We start from the raw sequence: 24,635 nt of genomic DNA, 5'->3' as shown, positions 1-24,635 counted from the left end.
CTTCATAAGAAAAAAAGCAGTCACCCATAAAGAATGACTACTTCACCTTTAATCAACTCTCATAAACACTCAACAGCTCTTTCGTATACGTATTCCGATTTGGACGAAACAGCTCTGTTTTCTTAAAGGAATCGACAAGACTTCCATTTTTCATTACCATGATTCGATCGCTCATAAATGCTACCGCTGATAGATCATGCGATATAAACAAGTAGGAATATCCGTGTTTTTCTTGAAGATCTTTCAACAGATTTAAAATCGATGCTTGAACCGAAACGTCTAAGCTTGAAGTGGGTTCATCGAGTAGAAGAAGAGACGGATTCGTACTGATCGCACGGGCGATCGTGACGCGCTGCCTCATGCCTCCGCTTAGTTGATGCGGATAGGCATCGAGAACGGATGGTGGTAGCTTCACCATCCGTAGCAACTCGATCGCTTTCTCCCTTCTCTCCTTACGATGAAAAAGTTTTCTTCTCATAACGTCATAGGGCTCCATAAGCGAGTCCAGAATTTTCAATTTAGGGTTCAACGCTTCTGAAGCGTCTTGAAAAACAACCTGTATGTTTTGCCTCGCCCGGCGTAATGCGCTGCCTTTTAATCTGTGTAGATCATTCGATTGAAACTGTACGTCCCCACTGTCTTGCTGCATCTGAAGTAAACAGCGAACGATGGTGCTTTTCCCACTTCCACTTTCTCCTACTAACCCAAGACACTCCCCTTTTCCAATCGAAAAGGTTACATTTTCGATGACTGGATGTCCAGGATGATAGCTCTTTGATAGATTCGAAACGCTTAGGAGAGGTTCAGTCATAAGGCATCATACTCACTCGTAATCAATCTCGTTGTCTCACTCTTCAAATCAGGAATCGACCTCAACAACATGTTCGTGTAAGGATGTTTTGGGTTCGTAAACACCTCTTTCTTCGTACCTGTCTCCACTAAGGTTCCCTCCTTCAAAACGCCGACTCGTGTTGCGTGTTTTTTGACATGCCTTAGATCGTGAGTGATGAATAGCACCGCACACCCTGCTTCAGACGCTAATTCATGAATAAGAGTAAGAACATGTTGTGCTGTTAAAGCATCGAGTGCTGTCGTTGGTTCATCAGCTATGAGTAAGGAAGGTTTGAGCATCATCGCAGACGCAATCGCAGCTCGCTGCAGCTGTCCTCCACTCAGTTGAAGAGGGTACTTTTCATACACAGTTTCAGGGAGCTTTACCTTTCGTAGCGCCTCCTCCACTGCTACTCGCCTTTCTGATCGTGACCAGCTCGTATGTGCTTTAAGCACTTCGTCTAACTGCGCACCTATTTTTAGAAAGGGGGTAAATGCACCGCTGTAATCCTGAAAGATATAGGTGATGGTGTTTCCAAGAAAGCGCTGACGTATTTTCATGTTCACAGTATCTTGATTACATACTCTGATCGAGCCACTTTTGATAGAAAGATTACTAGGAAGCAACCCTCCGATCGCTGAAGCAGTCAGGCTCTTCCCGCTTCCACTTTCTCCTACTAGCGCAAACCACTCGCCTGAATCGATCGACATCGTTAGGTTCTTTACGAGCGTTTCCTTTTTCGAGGTGATCGATAAATTCTCTATTTCTAGCATCATGATCCTCCCGTTTTCACATCATAATAATCTCGTAAACGGTCGCCAAGTAGGTTTGTTGCTAACACAACGAGGACGATCGCAAGACCTGGCACCACCATGAGATGTGGTGCTAGTTGAAAGTACGCTCGCCCTTCATTCAACATCGCTCCCCATTCAGGTGCCGGCGGCTGTGCACCTAAGCCGATATAAGATAACGAAGCGATCATCAAGATGACTTTTCCAATGTCGAGTGTACCAAGCACAAGCACATTTCCGATCACATGTGGAAAAAGGTGTTTAAATAGAATAACCAATGGCGGTACACCGTTTAACTCCGCTATTAAAATATAATTCTTTCCTTTTTCTTCGATGACGGTACTTCGTACGAGTCGAGCGTAACTCGTCCATTTCACAAGGATGATCGCCATCATTAAGTTAACCATTCCAGGACCAAGCAGCCCGCTTAAGACGATGGCAACGATAAAATCAGGGAACGCCATGAACGCATCCGTGATTCTCATAAACACTCGGTCTACTACACCACCGATTCCCCCTGCGATAATTCCAATCGGAACACCGATACTAAGAACGATGAGGATCACGAGTATGCTCGTTCCTACCGTAGTTTTTGCACCGTGGAGAATTCGTGACAGGACATCGCGGCCGAGGTGATCGGTCCCAAACATGTGCTCAAGAGTTACTGGTTGCAAGCGATTCGTTGGATCGATCGAAAGCGGATCGTGAGGTGCAAGATATGTAGCCGCGATAAACCCCAACACCAAACACAACCAAATGACAACGATGCTTTTTCTTCGTAACCTACGTCGCTTCATCTCTGCTTCACCTCTCTAATGCGAAGCTCTGGATGTACGAGATGATAGGAAGCATCAACAGCTAAGTTAATAAGCATGATGAGGATCCCCATGAGAAAAATATAACCTTGGATGATTGGATAATCTCGTTTCATAATCGCATCGACCACTAACTTACCGATCCCCGGATAAGCGAAAAGTACTTCGATGATGACCGTCCCACCTAGTAGACTTCCAAGACTAACGCCGAAGATCGTTATAACAGGAAGCAAGCTATGGCGAAATGCATGGTGAAAGAAAACGCGGGGGCGAGATAACCCCCTTGCCTTGGCAGCTCGTATAAATTCTTGTCCGAAGCTATTCAATAAACTTGATCGAAGAATGCGCACGTAGACAGCTGCCATCGCAAGCCCGAGCGTCAGTGATGGGAGAAACAGGTGCTCCCATGACCCCATCCCCATCGAAGGAAACAGGTTTAACTCTACTGCAAAGAGATGAATGAAAATCAGCCCTAGCCAAAAGCTAGGGACTGACGCTCCAAGAAGTGCAAACAGACGACTCGCTTCATCGAGTAATGTGTTTCGATAGATCGCTGCGAGACTACCGAGCGGAAAAGCAACGACCACCATGATGAAGAGGGAGGCAATCGTCAGCTCAAGGGTAGCTGGTAATCTCTCTAACAGTTCCTCTCCCACAGGTTGTTTCGTCATATACGAGTTGCCGAAATCGAAGCGAAAGAACCCTTGCATCCACTTCCAGTATTGAACATAGATCGGCTCATTGAATCCTAGCTCTTCCCGAAGCTGATTCAGCTGTTCATCTGTAACCGCTACTTCATCTGTTTTCATCATCGACATAGCCGGATCACCAGGAGCCATCTTAATAAAACTGAAGCTTACGAATGATAGAAACATGAGAAAAATGATTAGCTCAAGGATGCGTCTTATTACATGCTTCATTTTGTCTCTACATCTAGGTCTTTTGTTAACACATAAAATTCACTCTTACTCGTCACCCAATTTTTCACACTGTCTTTGTAAGCTACGACATTACTCGGATGCACGATAAATGAGTGAAGCGCATGTTCATTGATGTGTTGACTTGCTTCGATGGCTAGCTTTTGTCGTTCTTCTCGCTCAACAGTGGCATTGAGCTGATCTGCCACCTTCGTGATTTCTGGGTCATTCAGTCCCGTTGCTTCATACAAATAACCGCCTGGTCGATAGGCCGCATTCATGAAGAAGCTCGCATCTCCTCTAGGGGCTGTTAATAAGCTGTAAGTTGCAAGGTCCCAATCATCTTGGGTAGCCATTGCTTCATCGATGTTTTCCGCTTGTTCAATCTTGATGTCGATTCCAAGCTCTTTTGCATTCGACTGAAGAATTTGTGCCATCAATGGTAATTCAGGTCGGTACGAATACGTCAACACCTTTAACGAAAGCTGCTCTCCATCTTTGATCGCCTTTCCATCTTTCATTTCGACTCCTGCTTCTTCGAGGTATTTCTTCGCTTGTTCGAGATCAAACGCTTTTTCTTCGTTAGATGCAAACGGGAGCTCTGTGGAGAACGGACCACCGGCCGCTGTTGCATAACCAGCGAGTGTACTTTCTGCAACGACTTCTCGATCGATCATAAGATCAAATGCTTTTCGCATGTTTTCATCCTTGAAGACACTGCCGAAATGATAGAGAAACAGCTGGGATCGAATGCCTGGCACCACGTCTGCTTTGATGGATCCTTCTTCTTTTAATACATCAAGACTTTCAAAGGCAGGACGATAGACGATGTCAGCGTCACCCGACTGAAGTGCAAGTCCTCTTGCATTCGCGTCTTCATTAAAAGTGAACGTTGCACGATCGAGGTTAGGCTCTCCGTCCCAATAGTCAGCATTTCCTTTCAACTCAACTTTACTGCTTGGTGAGAATGATGCGACTGCAAACGGTCCAGTTCCAACCGGGTTCTGTTCGATATCGTCCTCCTCACTATCAACAATTGCGGTATTAGGATGCACGAGCTCTGAAGGGAGCTCAGGAACCTGGGCTTGTAATGTGACGGTAAGCGTCTGGCCCTCCGCTTCAACCGAATCAAGTTTCAATGCGGATTTCATCGATTCGCTTACTTCAACACTTCGTTCGAGTGATTTTTTCACAGCTTTTGCATCTAACGTCTTACCATTTTGGAATGTAACGTCCTCTCGAATCGTGAACGTCCAAGTTTTTCCGTTATCGTTACTCTTCCAGCCTGTCGCAAGCCATGGCTCTAGTTCAAGGTCTTCATTGATCTTAACGAGCGTTTCATTGATTCCTGCTCGTACTGGCGTATAGCTTAAATGTGGATCAAGCGTATCGCTTGGAAAATTCGATAAAAACGTAATCTCTTTATCTCCTTCTGCCTCGCTCGTGTTAGAAGCGGACGAACAAGCAGAAAGAAGCGTGATTAAACATAATACAACGATATAAAATCCTTTTTTTCTAGTCATCAATTGTTGCTCCTTTTTATCATGTCATTGCCTTCTCAATACAGGTCGTAAGGACACCTTCGTCCTCACCTGTTTCTTTTTTCTCGATAGTAAAATACACGCGGAGACGATGAGAATCCCTCCAGAAATCGTAAGTAGATCTGGCACTTCTGCCCAGAACAGAAAGCCCCAGAGGATGTTGAAGACAATCCCTATGTAGCGCGCGATTTCAACGACGACCACACTTTCATGAGTAAAGGCCTTCGTTAAAAACACTTGTCCGAGTAAGGAGACAACCCCAATTCCCACAAGAATCGTTAAGTCTTCGGCAGTTGGAAGCACAAAATCATTCCACATCAACGGAATGGAGACGAGTGTCCCAGTTGCCAGAAAATAAAAGACGATTTCAAACGAGTGATGTGTTTTACTTAAGAATCGGATACTCGTTGCCGCCGCACCCGCAAATAGTGCACTCACGACTCCTACGAGCGCATAGAGTGAGTATGATGAATACGCACCAGGCTTCGCTAACAGCACGATCCCAACAAGAACAAGCGGTAGGATGAGCAAAACTTGCTTAGACACCCGCTCTTTTAAGAACATGTATGAAAAGAACACCGCAAAGAAAGGTGATAGATGCGCGAGAATACTCGCATCCGCTAGCGGTATCTTAGAAATCGTATAGAAATATGCGAGCAAATACAGCGCTCCAAACGCACCTCTCAGCATCAGAAACGGAATTCCTTTTCTCGAGAAAGAAACCTTTCTGCTCCTCATAAAGAAGAAAATCAGGACAGTTCCTATGAAACTTCTAAAAAACACGATTTCAGAAGTCGGCACCGTGTCACTTATACTTTTCACGAGGGCGTTCATGATACTGAAGATCAAGGAAGATAGTATTGCAAGCAGGACGCCATTTTTCATCGAATCTCCCTTTCTGCAAGTCTCTGAAACCCTCTTACCTGCTCACCCTTCAAGCTTTGCCACTCATGGACTTTTTGCTCGAAAGATTGAATCAAGCGAAACATTTCTGGTAATCTGATTCCCCTTTCAAACCCAAGGTGGTGCATTTGCTTTAAGTTCATATAATCTTCGAATGGGATTCTAGGAACGCACCATTCCCCAGAAGGGCTCCTTGAAATTTGTTGAAAAGGTACTTTCGAGAAATCAAAGTATGCACCGTTTTTATCAGGTTGTGAAAAAGGATCGATCAAGATCGACGCATAGCGAATGTAGAGTAAATACTCCTGTTTCACAGCTTCTAACTCTTGAAAGCCATCAAGATCCGAACGGGACAGCGACTCCTCGTGTACAGGGTAGTTATCATCGTTAAGGAATTGAAGTAAATTGATCGGTTCCCCTCCTAATTTCACAGTTAGCGCTGAGATCTCTTTCCACAGCTTCACCATGACCATGATCGTTTCTTTCGTGATCGGTCCTTCAGGATAAAGCTTGTAGAGGGACTTCAAGGATTTCTTCTCTGAAAAGATCTCATTCAATGAAAAAGAATTGATGAAGAATGCAGGATGCACATAGGTCGTGATGTTCCGACATTCCGCATCGATCGGGTTTTCTTTTACAACGGTCTCGACCCCAGCTTCTTGTAATAGCATTTCGATTTCATTTAGAGACCCTTCATTACTCGTAGCTAAGTAAACCCGTTTTTTTACCGCCTTCGTAAACGCAACAAGGTCGCCCTCAGGCACGAATTTAGTTGCGGCATAATAATTTGAAAGGCTAATTACTTCAATGCTCTTATCTGTTTCAGAAACGATCTCTCTAACAAGTTCGTTCGATCCTATTACGGGTGACAGCAAAATAATCTTGTTAAGTTTTGTTAGCCTTCCAATCCCAATCGATCGAAGGACATCTTCATAACTGTAGCTTGGAACACAGACGATCATCGTGTCGAACCGATCTTCAACGCTCTCTAAGCCATTGTAGAAACGAGAGATTTCTACTTTTCCAGAAAGGGAAGGCCAATTCGGGGCGATTGCCGTGACCACATGTTGAGTATTCTTTAGTTGATTTTGCACCCGTCCTGAATAGGAGCCATTACGATTTACAATCGATACGTCTCCCTTCCAGCTCTTCTTAACAGCAACTGCTGTTTGGATGGCCGCAGGACCTGCCCCGACAATCAATGTATGCCTTCCACTCATGAGATCACCTGAGTCTTTTTCTCAAGAACGAGTGTTTCATAGATTCTGTCACTGTTTTCAGTGTGAATGTACGTCTGAACCCAGTTTCCTGTGATGATGTTATCGATTGGGTAATTAAAGATCGACTTCAAACCGTTCCCGAATCGTACGATGACTTTTGTACCTTCCCATACCTTCTCCTTAAGCACCTCGATGACTTCATGTTTGTCTTTCACAAGTGAAGCAATAAAAACATGTGTGATGCCCTCGAAGCTATGGTGAGCGTGGATGTCACCGTGGAAAAATGAGATCTTCTCTTCTAGTCCTGAAGCACGCGCCACTTCTCGAGATAACGCAATCGCTTCTTGATCGATGTCCAAACAAATCACTGCAGCACCCGTCTCTTTCGCAATCGTTAAAGCTGTCGTTGGAAATGCACCAGAGCCAATAAATAAAACGTTTGAATTACTATGTATTCCGAAGTTGTTGTACTCATCCCTTACCGTTTTCGCTAACGAGGATAAATATTGTCCGACGGGAAGTCCCACCTGCTGAGCGCGATTGGACTGGTATTTCTCTACTTCACATAACGCATTGACTGATGTTTCGCGAAGTTGATGCGAAAGGACTTGAACTTCTTCGATCGCGCCCCATTGGTCCCATTTTTGATCGTTCTCTTTACTCGTGATGAACGTACACAAATCATCCAACTTGCTCTTTAAGAGATCGTAGCACCCATCGAATTCCTTTGCATACCTGGCGAGTTCTGCAATTTCGACTTCGATTACTTTCAACGAACAAAGTAGTTCATATTTTTCTTTCAATAAGTTCACCTCACAATAGTGGTTTTCACAAATCGAAATCGTTTCGATTTATAAACTATAGTATAGGTAAACCCTTTTGCTCTGTAAATTCTTTTTTCCAATTTCTATATAAATGAGCCAATAGTCTTTATAACGCTGACTCCATCAAAAACACCCACGGTATCATTCTCAAACGTGGGTGTTGGCGTGATCTATACATTTCTTTTATTACTGAGTAAAAGGTGATGAACAGGTCAAAATACCTATTCACGATTCGTTACCGGTCGTATGTACACAGAATAGAAAAAAGCACCGCCAAAAACGGCACTGCTCATTAATTCATCCTATAAACGACTTACATTTCTTCCTTCTACTTTTATTATAATCCTGAAATCAGAAAATTTATAGACTACTTTTTTTAATATTTCTCCCCTATACTCTTACTTACAAATCAAATGAGAGGTGGATTCGAATGAATGATAAAGATGTGTTGGATAACGGTCCTTTCTTTCATGGAACGAAAGCGAAACTCAACATCGGAGATCATTTGAAGCCGCAGCATTTATCAAATTTTCAGGACAAAAAATCGAACCACATTTATTTTACCTCGACGTTAAATGCTGCAAAGTGGGGTGCTGAACTAGCGAAATCAACCGGAAAAGAAAGAATTTATATCGTTGAACCATTAGGTGAGTTTGAAAACGATCCAAATCTAACGGACAAAAGATTTCCAGGAAACCCAACACGTTCGTATCGCTCGAAATCACCTTTGAAGATCATAGCAGAGTTAAAGTCATGGGAAAGGCACTCAGATGAAGAAATCAACCAAATGCTTACTTCACTGAAAAAATTGCGTGAAGAAGGAAAAGACGTGATCTATGACTGATTCTTTGTATTGTAAAAAAGGGAGTCTGGTTTAAACCAGACTCCCTTGCAACTACTCCGCTCTCTCCCCAACCGCAAAATAATTCTCTTCAAAATCCGAAAAGTTAAAGACGCGGTTAGTTCCCATCTTCACGATTTCCCCAACCTTCACACCTTTCAGTTTTAGATCTTCATGCAGATGATCGAGCTCTTTAGTAAAAAACATGAGTGAAGGCGTGTCGAGATTCATATCTGGCTGCATTTTTGCGATAACGTCTTTGTTATGAAGAACGATGCTCGTTTCTGCAGATGTAGACGGTGCTACTTCGATCCAACGCATCCCCTTATTTTCTTCTGTGATGACGTCAAACCCCATTTTCTCTGTCCAAAACGTGACGGCTTGATCTTGATCCTTCACATACACCATTACCTGTCCAAGCTTTGCGATCATGGATTTTCCTCCTCGTTTCCTTCAATTCTCTCTTGCGCCTTTTCTTTTCTCTAAGCGCTTAAAGATATCCTTTAAATGTCGAAATGATGAGAAGAAAGTCGGTAGGAAAATAAGCCCGATTAATGCTCAATAGGAGGAGCATCATTCGTTTGAAGATCTTTCTTTGAAACGGAAAGCTCTCCCTGGCCCGTAACACCAGCATAAAAAATCTCACTTACGTCGCCTTTTCCAGTCGTATGTAGTTCATTCAATAGCCATTGCTCCGTCTTGCCGATTCGCTCAAGCAGATCCCTCTGCACCCTGCCATCTAAAATCACAGGAATTTCATAGTCGTTCCCAGCTTTGTAGATCTGCATATCTTCCCGTAAAATGCCTTCTTTACCAGGATAGAGTTTTACACTCAGCTGTCCGTTCGCTTCAACAATCGCAAGCTCAACGTCACTCGTATGAAACACATCTTTTTCTCGTAACATCTGCAGGATGTTGTCGACCGAATACTGAATGCGTTTCATATTTTTCTTTAGAAACGTACCTTGGTACATCACAACGGTTGGCTCGAAAGTAAAAAGCTTCCCTAGCTTTGGATTCTTTAGTTTCACTTTAATAATCAACTTTTGTAAAAGCGCAATCGCAATCATCGCGATAACCGTATGAACATGGTCGATCTTAGGATCTGCGATATCCGCTCCGACAACAGCACCAAATACGAGTACGACGAGAAAATCAAAAACTGGGAGCTCTCCGATCGAGCGCTTCCCCATATATAGTCCGATCGCAAGCATGAGCGGAAGAATTGTAGCAATACGAAAGATAACCTTCAAGGAGTCCATTAAAATGTCCATGATGAGCACCTCTTTCATTCTTTACGCTCATCATTCCCAAACTCTCCTTAATCCATTAAACGCTTTTAATGACTCTCGACACAACGTAAGCGATCGCTACACTGAGTAAGAGTAAGATAAGTGAGACGCTGTTTTCTCCAAATTGAACCGTTTGTAGGAACGTGGACTCACCAGCATCCGGTGTATGTAACGCCGTTAGGAGAAACCCTGAGCCCCATTGCAAAAGAAAAAACACCACGATAAAACTTGCGATAAATACGACAAATCTTTTCATACAATCACCCCGTAGTAGTGTTTACGATACAGAACGGCTTTCGTTTCACTTCGATGTGCTACGATGTGCTACGATGTGCTCCTTTCAGCATGATTGCATCACTCGATGGGTAATCATATGTAGATACGTAGAAATCAGAGACCAGATAGGATGATGACATATTCAAAAAACAATACTTTTCAGCTCTCTGTTTCTAGCTCATGCACTACTTTTTATTAGCTTCGTCTACTTTCCAATCATGTTTTGGCCTGTTTTCTCTGTAACGCTTGCGATCTTAATCGTGATCAGCATCACGACCGGCAAGCTGGTATTTAAGAAGATTACAGGAACGGACCTCATATACATCATCGTCAGTGCACTCTTCCTGTACGGGTTAAGCTATGTAGGGATCGAACTCATCATCTGGGCGACTCCCTCTCTATTTGATAACATGGAACAGTTTTATGATATCGTGCAGCCTGTTAAACCGTGGCATTTCATCAGCCTTATTCTCATCGTAATTCCAGGTGAGGAGATTTACTGGAGAGGCTACGTCCAGCAGCAGTTCAAAAAATACAAAAGTGGGGATACCATCGTTCTCGCAACGCTTCTCTATGCAGTCGCTCACCTTTATTCAGGTGCCCCGCTTCTCATTGTCGCCGCTCTTGTTGGAGGGATCGTGTGGGGATGGATTTATGAGAAACGGAAGAATTTCTGGGTGCCGCTTCTCTCACATATTTTGTTCGACCTGCTCATCCTCGTCTTCATTCCACTGCTTTAGATATAAAAAAGGAGCTTGCGAAGGCAAGCTCCTTTTTACACAGTAACAAATTCCCTCGTTGTCTTTATTCGAACAAGCGAAACTTCCTTTCGAATTCCCATCAACGCTGCTTCGTACGATTCCATTTCGTACACTTTTAGAATCGCTCGAATCTCCTTCCGTTCAAGCATATCAGAGGAAAGCATAATATCGTTCCCTTTGCTTTCTTGCTCGATTCTTGAAGCCATGTTGACGGTATGACCGAAGTAATCCAGTTGGTTGTTCGCCGTTACCGCGATCGCTGGACCTGTATACATGCCGAGTTTTATCGTTAAGTTCGTTCCATGCTCTGCATTGAAATCGCCGATCGAATGTTGAATGTCGAGCGCCGCTTTTACCGCATTCTCTGGTACAAAAAAGGCTGCCATCACAGAGTCGCCGATCGTTTTGATAATCGTTCCCTTATGGTTCTTAAATTTCTCTGATAGAAACTGAAAGTGATCGTTCACCTGGCGATAAGCGCGCGCATCTCCTGCTGATTCATAAAGGGAAGTTGAGCCTCGCAAGTCACTAAAAACGATCGTCACATTTTCAACGCCGATCTCCTGGCCTTCTGCTAGTACCTCAGACGAAAAGAGTCGTCGAAACTTTGTCATCGTCGTTACGTTAGCAGCGGTCACAACGTTCGGATCGCGCTCGACTTCTTCAACCACCGCTACGATATCGCGGCTGCTCTCATTTTGAAGGGTGCAGCCTTGAATTGAAAAATGATCGCTATCAAATCCATCATCACGATACGTTAGCGCCACACCCTCCTCATCACATTGAAAAACGAGATGACTCCTTGTTAAAATGCGGAGCCTCACGTCTTTTTCTGAATGAATCGCAGGGAGTTCACTTGAAGTCCCTGAACGGATGCGTTTCTGCAAAAGGATATGCGGCGTAATATTTGGCCCTCCGATACAATAAGTCTGTGAAACGGCTTTTCGAACCGCCGGGTGGACCGTAAATCGCAGTTCGATCGTTTCATCGAACGTCATGTCGTACGTTATGCCGCAAAGGTCACAGTGCACCTCGTTTTTCACATCTCGAAGGGAAGACGCGCTCTCTTTTGCGACACGACACGTCGGACACATCAAACTCCAGGATAAGGTTAGGACGCCAGCTTTTGTTGCTTCAAGAAACAGCACTAACACTTCTTCGCGATCGATCCCCCATTGATCTGCAAGTTTATACGGCTGCATCTCAACAAGCGCTTGATCATGAGACTGAATGATGTGCTGCTTGAGGAACTCTTTTGCTTTCGAAGGTTCGAGCTTGTCCATCGCATAGGAAAGGGCTTGTTTGTTTGTGGATGAAAGGTGTTTTGGTGGAGGCAACACAACGATTCGTGAGTCGAGCGCTATGTATTTTTCAATATATGCGATCGTTTTTTTCATACCAGGAATCGCAATTGCAGGGATCGCGAGTTTTCCGATGATGTTTGCCGGGCGTAACATCGAAAATACCTCGACTTCTGTCATTGGGTTCTCATCGACCGATACATCCCTCATTTTGATTCCTGCATAAAATTCAGCGAGTGGACCTGCTGTGTACAGCCTTTGAACCGAATACTGTTCTCCCTTCACCCATTCGAACGGATACTCCTTCCATTCAAGCGAGACGCCACCTAGCTTTGCCTTTGCAGGACGGTAAAAAAGAGATTCATCGAATCGCGCATCTGAGAATTCTACTGGAAACAAACCGATGAGCCTGTTCAAATGATCGTTTGTTGCGAGAATGTCCCACGCTTCTTCTTTCCGTATTGGAAATTGCTTCACGAGTGAAAAGTGACGTTCCTTCATCTAGTAACCTCCCAGACATTATAAAATCGATACGATGATCGCAATAACGATAAGATGAAACACTTGGTCTGTGATTACTTTCAACCACCCTACAGAATCATCAACATCCCTCATTACAGTCCTCGTCCACCATGTAACGAACGTTCTCCGGTCGAGAATGACATGAGTGATGAAGATGAAGCCGAGCTGTAACATCGAAAGGCCTCCGAATCCGAACCAGGCAACGATACCTAACACGCCTGTATAGATTAAGACGTGAGATAACAGTGGAAGCCACCTGTTATGCTTATGCTCAGCCATCCATTTCGTCTGAAAAAGAAAATCTCCAATCAAATGGGCGATAAATAAATATTCAAACGGAGTCATGTTTTGCCTTCCTTTACCTACCGCTTTAATACATCAGCGTGTATGATAGAATTATCCTACAAATCCTTATTTTTCTTATCATACCATTTTTTATAGAAAGAAATAGAACGAATAGACTAGAATCCCAAATAGGTAGACGAGGAGGTCTCGACTTGTGGAATCGAATCAGTATCATAAAAGTGAATTAAATTCTGAAGAACTTCTCCAAATCATATTCGATTATGCTGCACAGATCACGACCGAAAACAGCCTCGATCGTTTGCTGATGTTGATGGCAGATATGGGACGAAAGATGACCTTAGCGGATCGGTGTACACTTTGGCTTTATGATGAAACAAAAAATGAGCTATGGGCACGGGTCGCCCATGGAATGGAAGAAGTTCGGGTCCCTTCATCAGTAGGTCTCGCGGGACACGTATTCCAATCCGGGGAACCTCTTGTAATCGATGATGCTTATCAAGATGAGAGATTTCATTCTGTCATCGATATACAGACCGGGTATCGAACGAAATCCGTCATGGTGATCCCTGTGAAGAACAAACTCAATAAAACGATCGGTGTTTATCAGGTGATCAATAAGCTAACGGAAGAGTCTATTTTTCATCCGAATGACTTGAAGTACTTAAGTCTTGCAGCCTCCTATACAGGTCAAGCACTAGAAGCGATGCTCGTCAACATCGAAATCGAAGAAACGCAAAAGGAAATCCTCTTCAAGATGGGAGAGATCGGAGAAGGACGCTCGAAGGAAACCGGTGCACATGTGAAACGTGTCGCTGAGTATGCGAAACTCCTCGCATTAAAGGCAGGGTTAGATGAAGATGAAGCTGAACTGATCAAAGTTGCTTCTCCGATGCACGATATCGGAAAAGTCGGGATTCCAGACGCTATACTGAATAAACCAGGAAAGCTCTCTACGGAAGAATTTCAATTGATCAAAAAACACTCAAAGATTGGGTACGACTTATTGAAGAGCTCAAAAAGATCGATTCTTCAAGCCGCTGCGATCATCGCAGAGCAACACCATGAGCGCTGGGATGGTAAGGGTTACCCTAATGGGCGGAGCGGAGAAGACATCCACCTATATGGGAGAATCGTCGCCGTCGTTGATGTCTTCGATGCCCTTGCATCACACCGCCCGTATAAAGAAGCATGGGAGCTCGATCGCATCCTTACATACTTTAGAGAAGAAAGAGGCAAACACTTTGATCCGATGTTAGTCGATATGTTTCTTCGGAATGTTGAAGCGTTTGTGAAGATTAAAGAGCAGTATTCGTAATGAAGGATTATGTGTATAAAAATAACAAACTAGCCAACTTTAAGTACTAACCGAAAAAATAATAGTGGCGAGGTAATATGGAAATGGGAGCACCTTCATGGGAATCGATTACATCCATCAGAGAGTCTTTTCAAGTACAATATTGGAACCATTGGTTACATGATGATTTGTTTTCATTTGGTTGGTGGTTAGTACTGATCATCAATTTGATTTTTCTATATGTAGCATTCAAACTCATTGATCGCAAACGTTTATTTGAATTATTGACTGTTGGTGGAATCGTCATCGCCATCAGTACGTTGATGGATGTTATTCTGATACAATATGGTTTTACTGCCTATCCAACAAGTATAACACCATTAAGCCCATCGTTTTTTGTTTCAACCTACATCGTTTTACCAGTGATCTTCATGCTGTTATATCAATACTTTTTCACTTGGAAGAGCTATATGCTTGCTATGATTATCACATCGTTACTACTCGCTTTCATTGTAGAAAACCTTCTTCGCTGGGTGAACGTGTACGAATATATCAAATGGAATAATGTTTATTCCATGATTGCTTATTTATTGATCGGTATCATCGTGAAAGTTCAGATGACTATCTTTAGTAAAGCATCGATCCGCTCGTAAGAAAACCATCTGCTAAAGTATGAAAAGATCGCATTCGCATCCAATAAAAAAAGCGTTCCATAAACGAAACGCTCTTTTCCACTGGTTTTATAGGGGCATGTCCGATGCCCAGCAGCTCATTTTAGTAGAAGCCGCCTCCGAAACCACCGTAGTTTCCGCCGTAGTTGCCTCCAACATTACAACAACGACCTCTTCCGCCTGCGTAGCCAGCAGCACCAACGATAATTAATAGAATAAATAGAACCACAACTAAAGCAAATAGTCTGCCATCATCGCGTCTATGCTTCTTGTCAGCACCCATCTTCTCAACCTCCCTATTCTAGTTTCTATACAGTGTATGTCCAAGCTACCATGACTGGATAGGCAGGAATTGAAGTTATGTGAAAAGAGGCATCTACCTCTAGTACTGTCTATCATATTCTTCAAGAAAACTATGAAAACGCAAAAGAAATGCGGATCTCATAGAGAAGTGATTGGAATACCCGCTAGTTCAATGGACTCCATATCACGTTGAATCGTTCAAACGGAAACTTCGAAATAATCCGCTAGTTCTTTTGCCGTCATCTTCTTTTGATTCAAGAGTTTAATCACAATGGCGAGTAAACGCTCTGTCTTCATCATTCAACACCCCACCGTCTGCACTAAACACCTACAACATCACTTCTTTTTTCGAATAGAATCACATCTCGCCATCGCCCATCTTGCATGCGTCCCACCCTTTTCCGAATTCCTAGTTTTTCAAAACCATTCTTCTTATGTAACGTAATACTACCGATATTTTCAGGAAAGATCCCAGCACTTAGCGTCCAAAAGCCCGCTTCTTCAGACCTTTTGATTAACGTTTGCAGCAACAAATTCCCGATTCCCTTCCCCTTTTCACGTGGATGAACATAGACGCTCACCTCTCCGACTCCGCGATACACGTATCGACTCGACGATCGATTGCATTTACACCACCCTTGAACACCACGTTCGTCCACTGCGACCAAGGTACATTCATTAACAGCGTTCGAGATGAACGCTTCGTAGGTAGGTGTGCTATGCTCAAATGTTGCGTTACCCGTCTCGATTCCGAACCGATAGATTTCTTTCACTTCTTCCCAGTCTTCCCTCGTCATTTCTCGAATGTTGGTCATTGTTAAACTCCTTATTTGATCGACTAGCGGTATTTATACGACCTAAAAGCAGAAAACTTCCTAGCGAGAAGTTCATCCAATTCAAATGCTTCCTCTTTCCCATAAATAGAACACTCCAAATGCAAGAACGACCATACATGCAGCTAACCACTCATGGTAATGTGCTTTACTCGTTGGATCTTGAAGATAATCCTCCACTCCACGATTGATGGATATGAGAAAGGCCATGATCATCGATGGCATTAACATCACGATCGCTGGGGAATTTGGTCTCTCAACGATGAATTCAAATGAGATAAAAATGAAGGCAAGTACAATCACAACATCGATGATCATCGAAACTTTATACCTCTCATCATGGAAAATCCATCTACTACGCTCTTTAATACCTAGCATTCGCTTCATGTAAATTTCGCTTACGAAGAGATAGATGACGGTTAAAACGATTAAATAGAAGAACAACACAGTACCGCCTCCTCTAAAATCTACTGTTCTTGCCTATACTCCTTTGAATTCCATGCCCAAGAGAAAAACATATGAATGAGCATCGCTAAAAACGACACCATGAAATATTCCCCCCACGTGAAGGGGCTTCCGTTGAAGGTATCTACAGTAAGATGACCTAAAAACAAACTAGCAAAAGTAACAAAAAACCTGCTTTTTTTCTTATTCTCCTCTTCTTTCATTCTTAGAACCTCGCTAACGTTTTATCTAAACTATAGTATTGCTTCCCTTCGTACGCCCGCTCATCATAAACTTCAAACCCAATCGAACGCCAAAAACGTAACGCGTATGAATTTTCCGCATGGACAGCGATTTGAATGAGATCGGCACCTTTTTCAACCATCTTACTCTCATAAAGACCGTACACTTTCCTAGCATAGCCTCGCCCCTGGTATTGCCTATCGATTATCAATAAACTTAACCACGGCTTTCGAGATCGAGGACTCTCCATGCCGTATTCGATGACCCCTAGAACGTGATCATTCTCCTTCACCAAGTACCGTTCAGTATGAAACTCCTTCATATCACGATACTGCTCTTGTAGATCTGAGTCATCTAGCGTTTCTTTATCAAACGCGATCACATTATATGCAGGGTTACGATTGAAAATCTCCTTCTCAACTTCGAGCTGCGTGCCATCACATGGTACAAATGTAATCATTCTCCCTCTCCTTTTATCAGAAAAATCGCATGATCATGCGTGGAATGAACATGAGGATATTTGCGATGATCTCGAGAAACGTATATTCTCCAAGTTCTCGTAGAAACCCTTTTTCTTTCCGCTTTCTCACCGTTACTCACCGCTTCCATAAAACTTCTTCATCCATTTCTCTAGTACATGCTCGATCGCAGTCATCGTTTCTTTTGCCTCATGACGAAATTTTAGTCTGAAATAACAACTTTTAAGAAAGCCTAATACGTTCGCTTTCGTATGAGAAAACGCGGCGCTAAATCCTTCTTGGTCGAACGAAGAAGTGAGCTCATCGTCAACTCGCTTCACCCATGTTGCGAGGACATCATCTTTTAACCCTTTATGAAGAAGTGCCTCTATCGCCATCAGTAACCGCTCGTCTTCATCGTCAACGTACACACCTTTTTTAAAGAGACAGCCCGCAATCGTATTCAGACAAGAATCGATCTGTTCTCTACGAAACACATCATGACGAATCGCTTCATCAAGTGCATCAGCACCGTGCGCGATACTGTGCGCCCAGCCCTTCCCCTTCACATAACCTCTTACATCACACTCTTCCTGAAGGTAGCGCACTACTGCTTCAGTTGTAATTTGAATCAGTTCATCTGGTAAAAAAGAGGATTCGCGGTCTTTATGTAAAATCAATGCGATTACCAGTACAGAAAATGAGCGAGTAAAAACGGCTTCACCTTTTTCCGCTCCAATTTTATAGAAAAGATGCTGATCATCAAGACATGTCTTCAACGTTTCGATCAACTGCTCTTCACTTAGATGATTCTCCATCACAAGATGACAAAACGTGCGATAGATTAACTCATCCCGCAGCACCGGATCCGTCGTCCCGATTTCACTTAGCATCTCTTGAAGAAGCGCATCCATGTCAACGGCTTCACAATCTAACTCTCTTAACGTCTTCTCTAGCGTTTCAACACTCACTGACACCACCCCTTCTTCCATAGTTTAACAGGTTTATTACGAATGTCAGACTTAATCTAACAACCGACGAATCGAAGACCATCCATAGTTTACCGTGACAAGAGGATGGCCGTTGATAAGATCGGTCTGCTCACTGAAAACCTCCCCATCCAATCGGTCATAAAAAGCTCTGGCAGCTTCGTTCGCTTTGAAAGTCCCGATAAACATAGACTCCACATGATGGTTCAAGAAATGCTGAACCGCGTTTTGTAGGAGCTGCTTCCCTATTCCAACATGTTGATACTCCTGCAAGACATAGAGCATCTTGATTTCACCTTTATGACCTTTTGGAGGATGTAACGCGAACGTTCCAAGAACAAATCCTACGATTTTCTCATCGCATATTTTTACGAAGGAAAAAGGACGTCGAACGTCACTTTGGAAGATGCGCTCAAATCGATCGAGGACCGTTTTATATGTAACCGTTTCTAAGAAATCTCGTGGTAGAATGGCTGCGTGACTTGATAGAAATACTTCTATATAGATATCCACCAACTCTGGTAGATCTTCTGATGTCATCTTTCTGATCAACGTTATCCCCCCTCTCATTACCTTATTGCCTGCGTTAACACATACATGAGCAGCAGCGCACCGATTCCAGCAGCGCGTATCCCGTAGAGCTTTTTCTCACTAACCTCTTCTCCTTTCATCCTTAACCAAGCAGGATAAAAGAACCCGATTACCGGCGCAAGTATGAGTCCGATCGACATCAGTACAACTGCAATAACATCCATATTTAACACGTCCTTACTCAAGAGCTTTGTCTCTCGCCATATCCCCGAGTTCATTAATTACGATTGCTGCAACGATCAACAGCACCCCTATCCACTGTAAAAACGAAACGGCTTCCGACAGCACGATCATAGCCGAAATAATGGCAACAGGGAGTTCGATGGAACTTAGTACGTTCGCGAGTCTTCCTGAAATGAGCGGAGCGCCCTTTGCAAAGAACAGCGTGGGAATAACACCTCCAACGAGCGCAAGCCCTACCCCTAATAACCACAAACGACCGTCTATCACAGCGATCGTTGGGATGTCTCTGATGAACACAATTAGGACGAGAACGAGAGAACCAGCCACCATCAGCATACTGCGTACGATTGGGTTGGACTCTGTTGCGACTTGCCCACTAAAGAAAATAAAACCGGCATAAGATGCACCTGCGAGAAACCCTAACAATAAGCCGAGGGGATGAAGTGACGACACCCCGCTAACGATGATGTTCGATGCGAACACAACTCCTGTCAACGTGACGAGTAATGAGAGGAAATTCATTCTGGTCGGCTTGACCTTGCTGAAGATCCACTCGTAGATCATGCCGATCCAAACGAATTGAAAGAGCATGATGATGGCTAATGATGCGCTCAAATACAACATGGCACCGTAATAGAAGATGCTCGTTAGTCCCATCGCCGTCCCTGTCATCATGATTTTTATCAAATCATTTTTCGACTGGTTAACTCTTAACCCTTGTAACAGGCATAAACCGAGCAATAATAAAAAGGCGAGTAGCATCTGAACAAGATTGACCTGCCCTAATGTGTACTCATAGCCAAAGGCTGTCTTCACAAAGATCGGTGTGAACCCAAAGCTTCCTGCCCCGATTAGGACATAGGTGATTCCTCTTATCTTCATACAGTTACCTCCTTCCCTAAACAAAAAGACGCACCCCTACTTAGGAGTTACGCCTTTGTCATACCGTTGCTGCTTGAAAAACAATACATCGAAGAACGTGATCCCAACCGCAATCCCGAACGACGTGAAGAAATCAAGGGGACGTATATCCGTTGACGTGATCAACGAGACCGCAACATCCATTACGGTCAGACCTCCAAACCAAGCTAAAAACTTAAGGAGCCTCCCCTTCTTTTCATCTCGGTCCATTCCAAACAATTTCACGATTGCAAGGATGGCAAGATAAAAAACATAGAGAAATACGAACACCAAACCAGCGATCACGATCCCTATCCCTAAGTTGCTGTTTATATCTCTGTAGACGATCAGCACCATGAGCACTAAGCTGATTAGTAATAAGCTAAACAACGTGACATTTACTTTATGTAGTCTTTTCAACGTAATTGCTCCTTTTGCGGGACAAGGGGACAGGTTCACTGTCCCTCTCACGTGAATATCAATTAGTTTAATTGGGACATGGAACCTGTCCCTACGTCCCTCTCTCCTTCCATAGTTTAACAGATTGCAAGACAAGGGGACAGGTCCTCTGTCCCTCAAGTCTTATGGAGAAACCCTCTTAACAAACCATAGTTCCGCTCCATAAATGACCGATTTCTTTCAATCCCTCTCCTTTTGCACCAGCCAATCGAGTTGAAAGCATCTACGAATGCATAAAAAGGTAAAACTTTTTCTAGATCGATGAGTGGGCGAACCGTTCGATACCCTTCCTGAAAGGCTTCTAACGTTCCGGGAAAGACGCTGAAGATATCACGATTAATCTTTGTAAAGTCGATTTCTGTTGAACCGATTCTGACACTTTCAAAATCAATAATCCCTGCAACGCGATTCTCATAAACCAAAATATTTCCTGGACGAAAATCCATATGTATAAAACTCGGACCATCTTTAGGTGGAAGAGAATGCTGGAGCTGGTGAAAATGGTGAAGTGATCGCTCATACAACCTGTGATCGATGACTTCCTTCACATCCTCCGCAAATGAATAAAACTGTCGTTCAATGAACTGAGACCAATCGTCATACTCGTTCGAAACGGCACTCTCGAAATCCAATTTCTCTGGAACGATGGCATGTAGTTTGGCATGATGAACACCGATATCATACGCCAAAGCGGGGTCAACTTTTTCAGAAAGAGGAACCCCATCGATTGCAGATAATAATAGTGCTCCAGTGATGTCATCATCACCTTCCCAGTAATCTAGCAGTTTCGGCACAGGCAGTTCGTTATGTAAACGCTTGAGAACCGTTACTTCACGATCCCGTTTGACCTTGGTGTATTGAATTTTAATATATACAAGCTGTTGATCACTGAGTTTCACCTTGTATACAGTCGAACTAAATGACTCTGGAACATTCTCGACTGCTAGCACGTTCAATTTGAAGGTGTCGATTACTTTCTGTAACTCATTCATGGGCATACCTCTTTTCTGGGACACAGGGACAGGTTCACTGTCCCGCTCACCTGATATGTCACTGGGACAAGGAACCTGTCCCTTCGTCCCTCACCCAAACACGTCTCTTAATGCGATTCCTAAATTCTGATAAAAAGCTGCTTGAACGTTCTCTTCATGCGATTTACTCCATTCGATTGCGACAGACGGACGGACTCCCGTGATGATGACGTTCGTACCGATGAGGGAAACTGTTTTTACTAGCTTTTGAATGTTTGCGAGAAGAACTGGATCAATGTTTCCAATCGAGGAAAGGTCGAGGATTAATCTACTCACCCTGAGCTCCGAAACCCTTTCGACCCCTTTATCGATGATATGATTAAACTCATTTTCATCCATCGTGGATTGAAGAGGAAGTACCGCGATTCCTTTACTAAGAGGAATGACGTTTACTGACAAGCTTTCGACACGACTTACGAGCTGCAATTGTTTTTTATAGAGGTCCGTGACATCTGTAAACTCAACCATTGCACCGACGACGATGTCATCTTCTCGTAGCAGTCTCGTTTGAATCGAGAGGAATGTATCGTATTTCCCATATTGATAAGGCATCACATCGATGTGATATTCTTTATGAGTTTTAACCGTCCTCTCTACGTGCCGAACCTCTTCAGGAGCATCCGGGAACACCTCATACATGTCTCTCCCCAGCACTTCTTCAGGTGATAATTCTAGTAAACTTGCTCCGGATTTATTAAGTAACGTGATGCGATATTCCGTGTCGATGGCTAAGACTCCGTAAGAAACGTGATCTAGCACTGCACGAGAAAGGTCGTTCACATTCATTCCCCCTTCACTACTTGAGTGATTCTTGATTTGATGCCGAACTTTAGTAATAGGAGCTATTCTCTATTAATTCGTCATCGTTCGTCATGTCTCCTTTTTTTGGGGGACGGAGGGACAGGTTCACTGTCCCTCTCACCTACAGGGAGCGTGGAACATGCTTGAAGCGATCCATCTACTAAACATATAGCGTGTCAGACTTTGTCGGTCTGACACGCTATGGCATATTTATTCAAAGAAAGCCCAGGTCATCGAGAATATGACCTGGGCTTTCTTTTAAATTCCGGTTCTTTGCAATTCAGTTTTAACCTGAGTGGTTGAATCACTCTCTTTTCCTTCAATCGGCTTCTTCGACCAAATCGTAGCAAGAATCGGCCCTGATATATTATGCCATACTGCTGCGATGACATTTGGAAGTGCCGCTAGTGGACCGAAGTGAGCCGTTGCGAGGGCAACACCGAGTCCAGAGTTTTGCATACCGACTTCAATCGAAATCGCACGGCGTTTACTTTCATCTAACTTCATCACTAATGCTGTAACGTAGCCTAGCGAGAGTCCTAATAGATTATGAACCATCACAGCTGAGAAGATCAATAAACCTGACGTTGTAATACTTTCAACGTTTGCTGAAACAACAGCAGACACGATGATAATGATCGCCATGACTGAAATCAGAGGGATAACGGCAGAACTTTTATCAACCGCGGTTGGAAACACTTTTCGAACGAGTACCCCTAACGTAATCGGTACGATGATGACTTGTACGATCGATAGAAACATAGCGATGGGATCCACTGGTAACCATTGCCCGGCTAGTGCTAACAATATGAGTGGAGTTACGATCGGTGCGAGCATTGTAGACAACGATGTCATCGCAACAGAAAGAGCAAGATTCCCTTTTGCTAAATAAACCATCACGTTCGACGATGTTCCACCAGGTACAGATCCTAGCAATACAAGACCAGCAGCTAATTCAGCGGGCAGCTGAAAGACGATGGCTAGAAGCAAGGCGATCAAAGGCATGATGATGAATTGAGCCGCAACTCCTATGATGACAGGAACAGGCTTTTTTAGAACCAATTTAAAGTCTACTGGCTTTAGTGTAAGTCCCATTCCAAACATCACGACTCCTAATAGAATCGTAATGTAACTTCCTAACCCCAAGAACGGTGTTGGAATGAAGTAAGCAATCAGTGCTACTCCAATCACCCATAGAGCGAAGTATTTTCCTGCAAGATTACTGATTGATTCTAAGATTTTCATAGACTACACCCCCTTATGCCAGTGGTTTCGACAGGTAAATCGACGGATCAAATGCTCACCTCGTATGACAAGTCGAATAGCTAATGAATCGAATTATACACAATAATCTAAATATTTCAACAGGAACAGCACAATTCTTTGGGACAAAGGGACATGGGACAAAGGGACAGGTTCACTGTCCCTCTCTTCCATCTCTACTAATTTGGGACATGGTACCTGTCCCCACGTCCCTTTACAAACCCTCCATATTTATTTACAAAATTCGACGTTTTCCTTAATACCGACTTTATAAACACGTTGTAAGCTGTAGTTGTAATTGAATAACTGATTGATAGAACAAGTGGAGATCATACGGAGAAAATCTTGTTCATGTCAAAAGAAGGAAACACGTTCCGGAGCACTATGCTCTTATTTTCGGCGCGTCCTCTTTTGACATGGATGGATTTTCTCTTTTTTATTTCGTGAGTTCAGGAGGGAATTTACATGATTCAATTAACTGATCTAAACCCGATGGTCGCTGCCGTTCGCGAAGAAGCGCACGTACAGGAGGCGATCGATTCGAACGTCGATATCATCTCGATGATGACGGGGAACTTGTCGAACATCGAAGACATTGTGAAAACAATCCATGAGGCAGGAAAATACTCCTTCCTTCACGTCGATCTCATCAAAGGACTCGCGAACAACAACGAAGCTGTCGACTACCTGGCAAACAGAGTTCAGCCTACAGGCATCGTGACGACGAAGGGCCGACTGATCAAACGTGCAAAAGAGTCCGGGCTTCTCGCCATTCAGCACAACTTTATCATCGACACACAGGCATTCGCGATGAGCATCCGCTCCGTGAAGCAGAATCAACCGAACGCGATTGAAATCATGCCAGGCTTGATGCCTCGTGTGATACGGGATCTAAAAAAGGAGATTGAACAACCACTCATCGTCGGTGGGTTGTTGAACACACAGGAAGAGATCGAGGAAATCCTCGAAGCCGGAGCAAGCGCAGTTGTATCTGGGAAACCAGAGCTTTGGAACTTGAAACTTTAGGATT

31 protein-coding genes are annotated in these 24,635 nt (G+C 43.6%); 5 read left to right on the top strand and 26 right to left on the bottom strand.

What is annotated here, in order from left to right; translation table 11 throughout:
- Positions 1–52 precede the first annotated feature (52 nt).
- Genes PFZ69_RS11510 through PFZ69_RS11475 form a run of 8 tightly spaced genes read right to left on the bottom strand, consistent with a single transcriptional unit; the run spans position 53 to position 7,822 of the window.
- Complete coding sequence (locus tag PFZ69_RS11510; RefSeq protein WP_270181227.1) at positions 53–811, bottom strand: ABC transporter ATP-binding protein; 759 nt, start codon at positions 809–811, stop codon at positions 53–55.
- Positions 808–1,608, bottom strand: a complete 801-nt coding sequence (locus tag PFZ69_RS11505; RefSeq protein WP_270181226.1) for an ABC transporter ATP-binding protein — start codon at positions 1,606–1,608, stop codon at positions 808–810. The genes PFZ69_RS11510 and PFZ69_RS11505 overlap by 4 nt, the downstream gene beginning before the upstream one ends.
- On the bottom strand, positions 1,605–2,420 hold the full coding sequence (gene nikC, locus PFZ69_RS11500) for a nickel transporter permease (RefSeq protein WP_270181225.1): 816 nt from the start codon (positions 2,418–2,420) through the stop codon (positions 1,605–1,607). The genes PFZ69_RS11505 and nikC overlap by 4 nt, the downstream gene beginning before the upstream one ends.
- Positions 2,417–3,358 (bottom strand): nickel ABC transporter permease, encoded by a 942-nt coding sequence (gene nikB, locus PFZ69_RS11495; RefSeq protein ID WP_270181224.1) that lies wholly within the window; start codon positions 3,356–3,358, stop codon positions 2,417–2,419. Before nikB ends, nikC begins: the two co-directional genes overlap by 4 nt.
- Positions 3,355–4,878, bottom strand: coding sequence for a nickel ABC transporter substrate-binding protein (gene nikA, locus PFZ69_RS11490; protein WP_270181223.1), 1,524 nt, complete (start codon positions 4,876–4,878; stop codon positions 3,355–3,357). The genes nikB and nikA overlap by 4 nt, the downstream gene beginning before the upstream one ends.
- A gap of 24 nt (positions 4,879–4,902) precedes the next feature.
- Entirely contained in the window at positions 4,903–5,781 is an 879-nt protein-coding gene (locus PFZ69_RS11485) for a DMT family transporter (RefSeq protein WP_270181222.1), read from the bottom strand.
- Positions 5,778–7,019 carry an opine metallophore biosynthesis dehydrogenase gene (locus PFZ69_RS11480; RefSeq protein ID WP_270181221.1) on the bottom strand — a complete coding sequence of 414 codons (1,242 nt, stop codon included), beginning with the start codon at positions 7,017–7,019 and terminating at the stop codon, positions 5,778–5,780. Before PFZ69_RS11480 ends, PFZ69_RS11485 begins: the two co-directional genes overlap by 4 nt.
- Positions 7,016–7,822 (bottom strand): nicotianamine synthase family protein, encoded by an 807-nt coding sequence (locus PFZ69_RS11475; RefSeq protein WP_270181220.1) that lies wholly within the window; start codon positions 7,820–7,822, stop codon positions 7,016–7,018. Before PFZ69_RS11475 ends, PFZ69_RS11480 begins: the two co-directional genes overlap by 4 nt.
- Before the next feature lie 451 nt (positions 7,823–8,273).
- On the opposite strand from PFZ69_RS11475, the gene arr reads away from it, so the two are divergent.
- Positions 8,274–8,687: an NAD(+)--rifampin ADP-ribosyltransferase gene (arr, locus tag PFZ69_RS11470; protein ID WP_270181219.1), complete on the top strand. Its 414-nt coding sequence runs from the start codon at positions 8,274–8,276 to the stop codon at positions 8,685–8,687.
- Positions 8,688–8,738: 51 nt separating this feature from the next.
- Here the strand turns inward: arr and PFZ69_RS11465 are convergent, their stop codons facing one another.
- From PFZ69_RS11465 to PFZ69_RS11455, 3 genes are all read right to left on the bottom strand, one after another.
- A complete protein-coding gene (locus tag PFZ69_RS11465; protein ID WP_270181218.1) occupies positions 8,739–9,116 on the bottom strand; it encodes a VOC family protein in 378 nt (125 codons plus the stop codon).
- A gap of 119 nt (positions 9,117–9,235) precedes the next feature.
- Complete coding sequence (locus PFZ69_RS11460) at positions 9,236–9,958, bottom strand: DUF421 domain-containing protein (protein ID WP_270181217.1); 723 nt, start codon at positions 9,956–9,958, stop codon at positions 9,236–9,238.
- Positions 9,959–10,013: 55 nt separating this feature from the next.
- Positions 10,014–10,232: a hypothetical protein gene (locus PFZ69_RS11455; protein ID WP_270181216.1), complete on the bottom strand. Its 219-nt coding sequence runs from the start codon at positions 10,230–10,232 to the stop codon at positions 10,014–10,016.
- Between the two features lie 238 nt (positions 10,233–10,470).
- Here PFZ69_RS11455 and PFZ69_RS11450 point away from each other — a divergent pair, with 238 nt between their 5' ends.
- On the top strand, positions 10,471–10,992 hold the full coding sequence (locus PFZ69_RS11450) for a CPBP family intramembrane glutamic endopeptidase (protein ID WP_270181215.1): 522 nt from the start codon (positions 10,471–10,473) through the stop codon (positions 10,990–10,992).
- A 35-nt stretch (positions 10,993–11,027) separates the two neighbouring features.
- On the opposite strand, the gene PFZ69_RS11445 is transcribed toward PFZ69_RS11450, so the two are convergent.
- Positions 11,028–12,815, bottom strand: a complete 1,788-nt coding sequence (locus PFZ69_RS11445; RefSeq protein WP_270181214.1) for an adenylate/guanylate cyclase domain-containing protein — start codon at positions 12,813–12,815, stop codon at positions 11,028–11,030.
- Positions 12,816–12,833: 18 nt separating this feature from the next.
- Entirely contained in the window at positions 12,834–13,181 is a 348-nt protein-coding gene (locus tag PFZ69_RS11440) for a DUF3307 domain-containing protein (protein ID WP_270181213.1), read from the bottom strand.
- 154 nt (positions 13,182–13,335) lie between these two features.
- On the opposite strand from PFZ69_RS11440, the gene PFZ69_RS11435 reads away from it, so the two are divergent.
- Complete coding sequence (locus tag PFZ69_RS11435; RefSeq protein ID WP_270181212.1) at positions 13,336–14,457, top strand: GAF and HD-GYP domain-containing protein; 1,122 nt, start codon at positions 13,336–13,338, stop codon at positions 14,455–14,457.
- Positions 14,458–14,540: 83 nt separating this feature from the next.
- Positions 14,541–15,089 (top strand): CBO0543 family protein, encoded by a 549-nt coding sequence (locus PFZ69_RS11430; protein WP_270181211.1) that lies wholly within the window; start codon positions 14,541–14,543, stop codon positions 15,087–15,089.
- A 121-nt stretch (positions 15,090–15,210) separates the two neighbouring features.
- On the opposite strand, the gene PFZ69_RS11425 is transcribed toward PFZ69_RS11430, so the two are convergent.
- From PFZ69_RS11425 to PFZ69_RS11365, 13 genes are all read right to left on the bottom strand, one after another.
- Positions 15,211–15,390 (bottom strand): YjcZ family sporulation protein, encoded by a 180-nt coding sequence (locus tag PFZ69_RS11425; RefSeq protein WP_270181210.1) that lies wholly within the window; start codon positions 15,388–15,390, stop codon positions 15,211–15,213.
- Between the two features lie 218 nt (positions 15,391–15,608).
- The gene (locus tag PFZ69_RS11420) at positions 15,609–15,710 is read right to left on the bottom strand and encodes an HTH domain-containing protein (protein ID WP_270181209.1); all 102 of its coding nucleotides are present in this window, start codon (positions 15,708–15,710) and stop codon (positions 15,609–15,611) included.
- A gap of 20 nt (positions 15,711–15,730) precedes the next feature.
- Positions 15,731–16,225, bottom strand: a complete 495-nt coding sequence (locus PFZ69_RS11415) for a GNAT family N-acetyltransferase (protein ID WP_270181208.1) — start codon at positions 16,223–16,225, stop codon at positions 15,731–15,733.
- An 81-nt stretch (positions 16,226–16,306) separates the two neighbouring features.
- On the bottom strand, positions 16,307–16,690 hold the full coding sequence (locus tag PFZ69_RS11410) for a DUF4181 domain-containing protein (RefSeq protein WP_270181207.1): 384 nt from the start codon (positions 16,688–16,690) through the stop codon (positions 16,307–16,309).
- A 223-nt stretch (positions 16,691–16,913) separates the two neighbouring features.
- Entirely contained in the window at positions 16,914–17,390 is a 477-nt protein-coding gene (locus PFZ69_RS11405) for a GNAT family N-acetyltransferase (protein WP_270181206.1), read from the bottom strand.
- A 132-nt stretch (positions 17,391–17,522) separates the two neighbouring features.
- Positions 17,523–18,359, bottom strand: a complete 837-nt coding sequence (locus PFZ69_RS11400; protein ID WP_270181205.1) for a DUF2785 domain-containing protein — start codon at positions 18,357–18,359, stop codon at positions 17,523–17,525.
- 51 nt (positions 18,360–18,410) lie between these two features.
- Positions 18,411–18,929 (bottom strand): GNAT family N-acetyltransferase, encoded by a 519-nt coding sequence (locus tag PFZ69_RS11395; RefSeq protein WP_270181204.1) that lies wholly within the window; start codon positions 18,927–18,929, stop codon positions 18,411–18,413.
- A gap of 17 nt (positions 18,930–18,946) precedes the next feature.
- The gene (locus PFZ69_RS11390) at positions 18,947–19,132 is read right to left on the bottom strand and encodes a hypothetical protein (RefSeq protein WP_270181203.1); all 186 of its coding nucleotides are present in this window, start codon (positions 19,130–19,132) and stop codon (positions 18,947–18,949) included.
- A 13-nt stretch (positions 19,133–19,145) separates the two neighbouring features.
- Positions 19,146–20,033, bottom strand: a complete 888-nt coding sequence (locus tag PFZ69_RS11385; RefSeq protein ID WP_270181202.1) for an EamA family transporter — start codon at positions 20,031–20,033, stop codon at positions 19,146–19,148.
- A 36-nt stretch (positions 20,034–20,069) separates the two neighbouring features.
- Positions 20,070–20,471, bottom strand: coding sequence for a hypothetical protein (locus PFZ69_RS11380; RefSeq protein ID WP_270181201.1), 402 nt, complete (start codon positions 20,469–20,471; stop codon positions 20,070–20,072).
- Positions 20,472–20,626: 155 nt separating this feature from the next.
- A complete protein-coding gene (locus PFZ69_RS11375; RefSeq protein WP_270181200.1) occupies positions 20,627–21,502 on the bottom strand; it encodes a phosphotransferase family protein in 876 nt (291 codons plus the stop codon).
- 90 nt (positions 21,503–21,592) lie between these two features.
- Complete coding sequence (locus PFZ69_RS11370; protein ID WP_270181199.1) at positions 21,593–22,321, bottom strand: PAS domain-containing protein; 729 nt, start codon at positions 22,319–22,321, stop codon at positions 21,593–21,595.
- A gap of 279 nt (positions 22,322–22,600) precedes the next feature.
- Complete coding sequence (locus PFZ69_RS11365) at positions 22,601–23,587, bottom strand: bile acid:sodium symporter family protein (RefSeq protein WP_270181198.1); 987 nt, start codon at positions 23,585–23,587, stop codon at positions 22,601–22,603.
- Positions 23,588–24,070: 483 nt separating this feature from the next.
- On the opposite strand from PFZ69_RS11365, the gene PFZ69_RS11360 reads away from it, so the two are divergent.
- Positions 24,071–24,631, top strand: a complete 561-nt coding sequence (locus tag PFZ69_RS11360; RefSeq protein ID WP_270181197.1) for a glycerol-3-phosphate responsive antiterminator — start codon at positions 24,071–24,073, stop codon at positions 24,629–24,631.
- Positions 24,632–24,635: the final 4 nt, after the last annotated feature.

It is taken from the genome of Alkalihalobacillus sp. CinArs1 (assembly GCF_947387515.1).
Classification (GTDB): domain Bacteria; phylum Bacillota; class Bacilli; order Bacillales; family Guptibacillaceae; genus Guptibacillus.
This window is presented reverse-complemented; position numbering and strand designations above follow the sequence as displayed.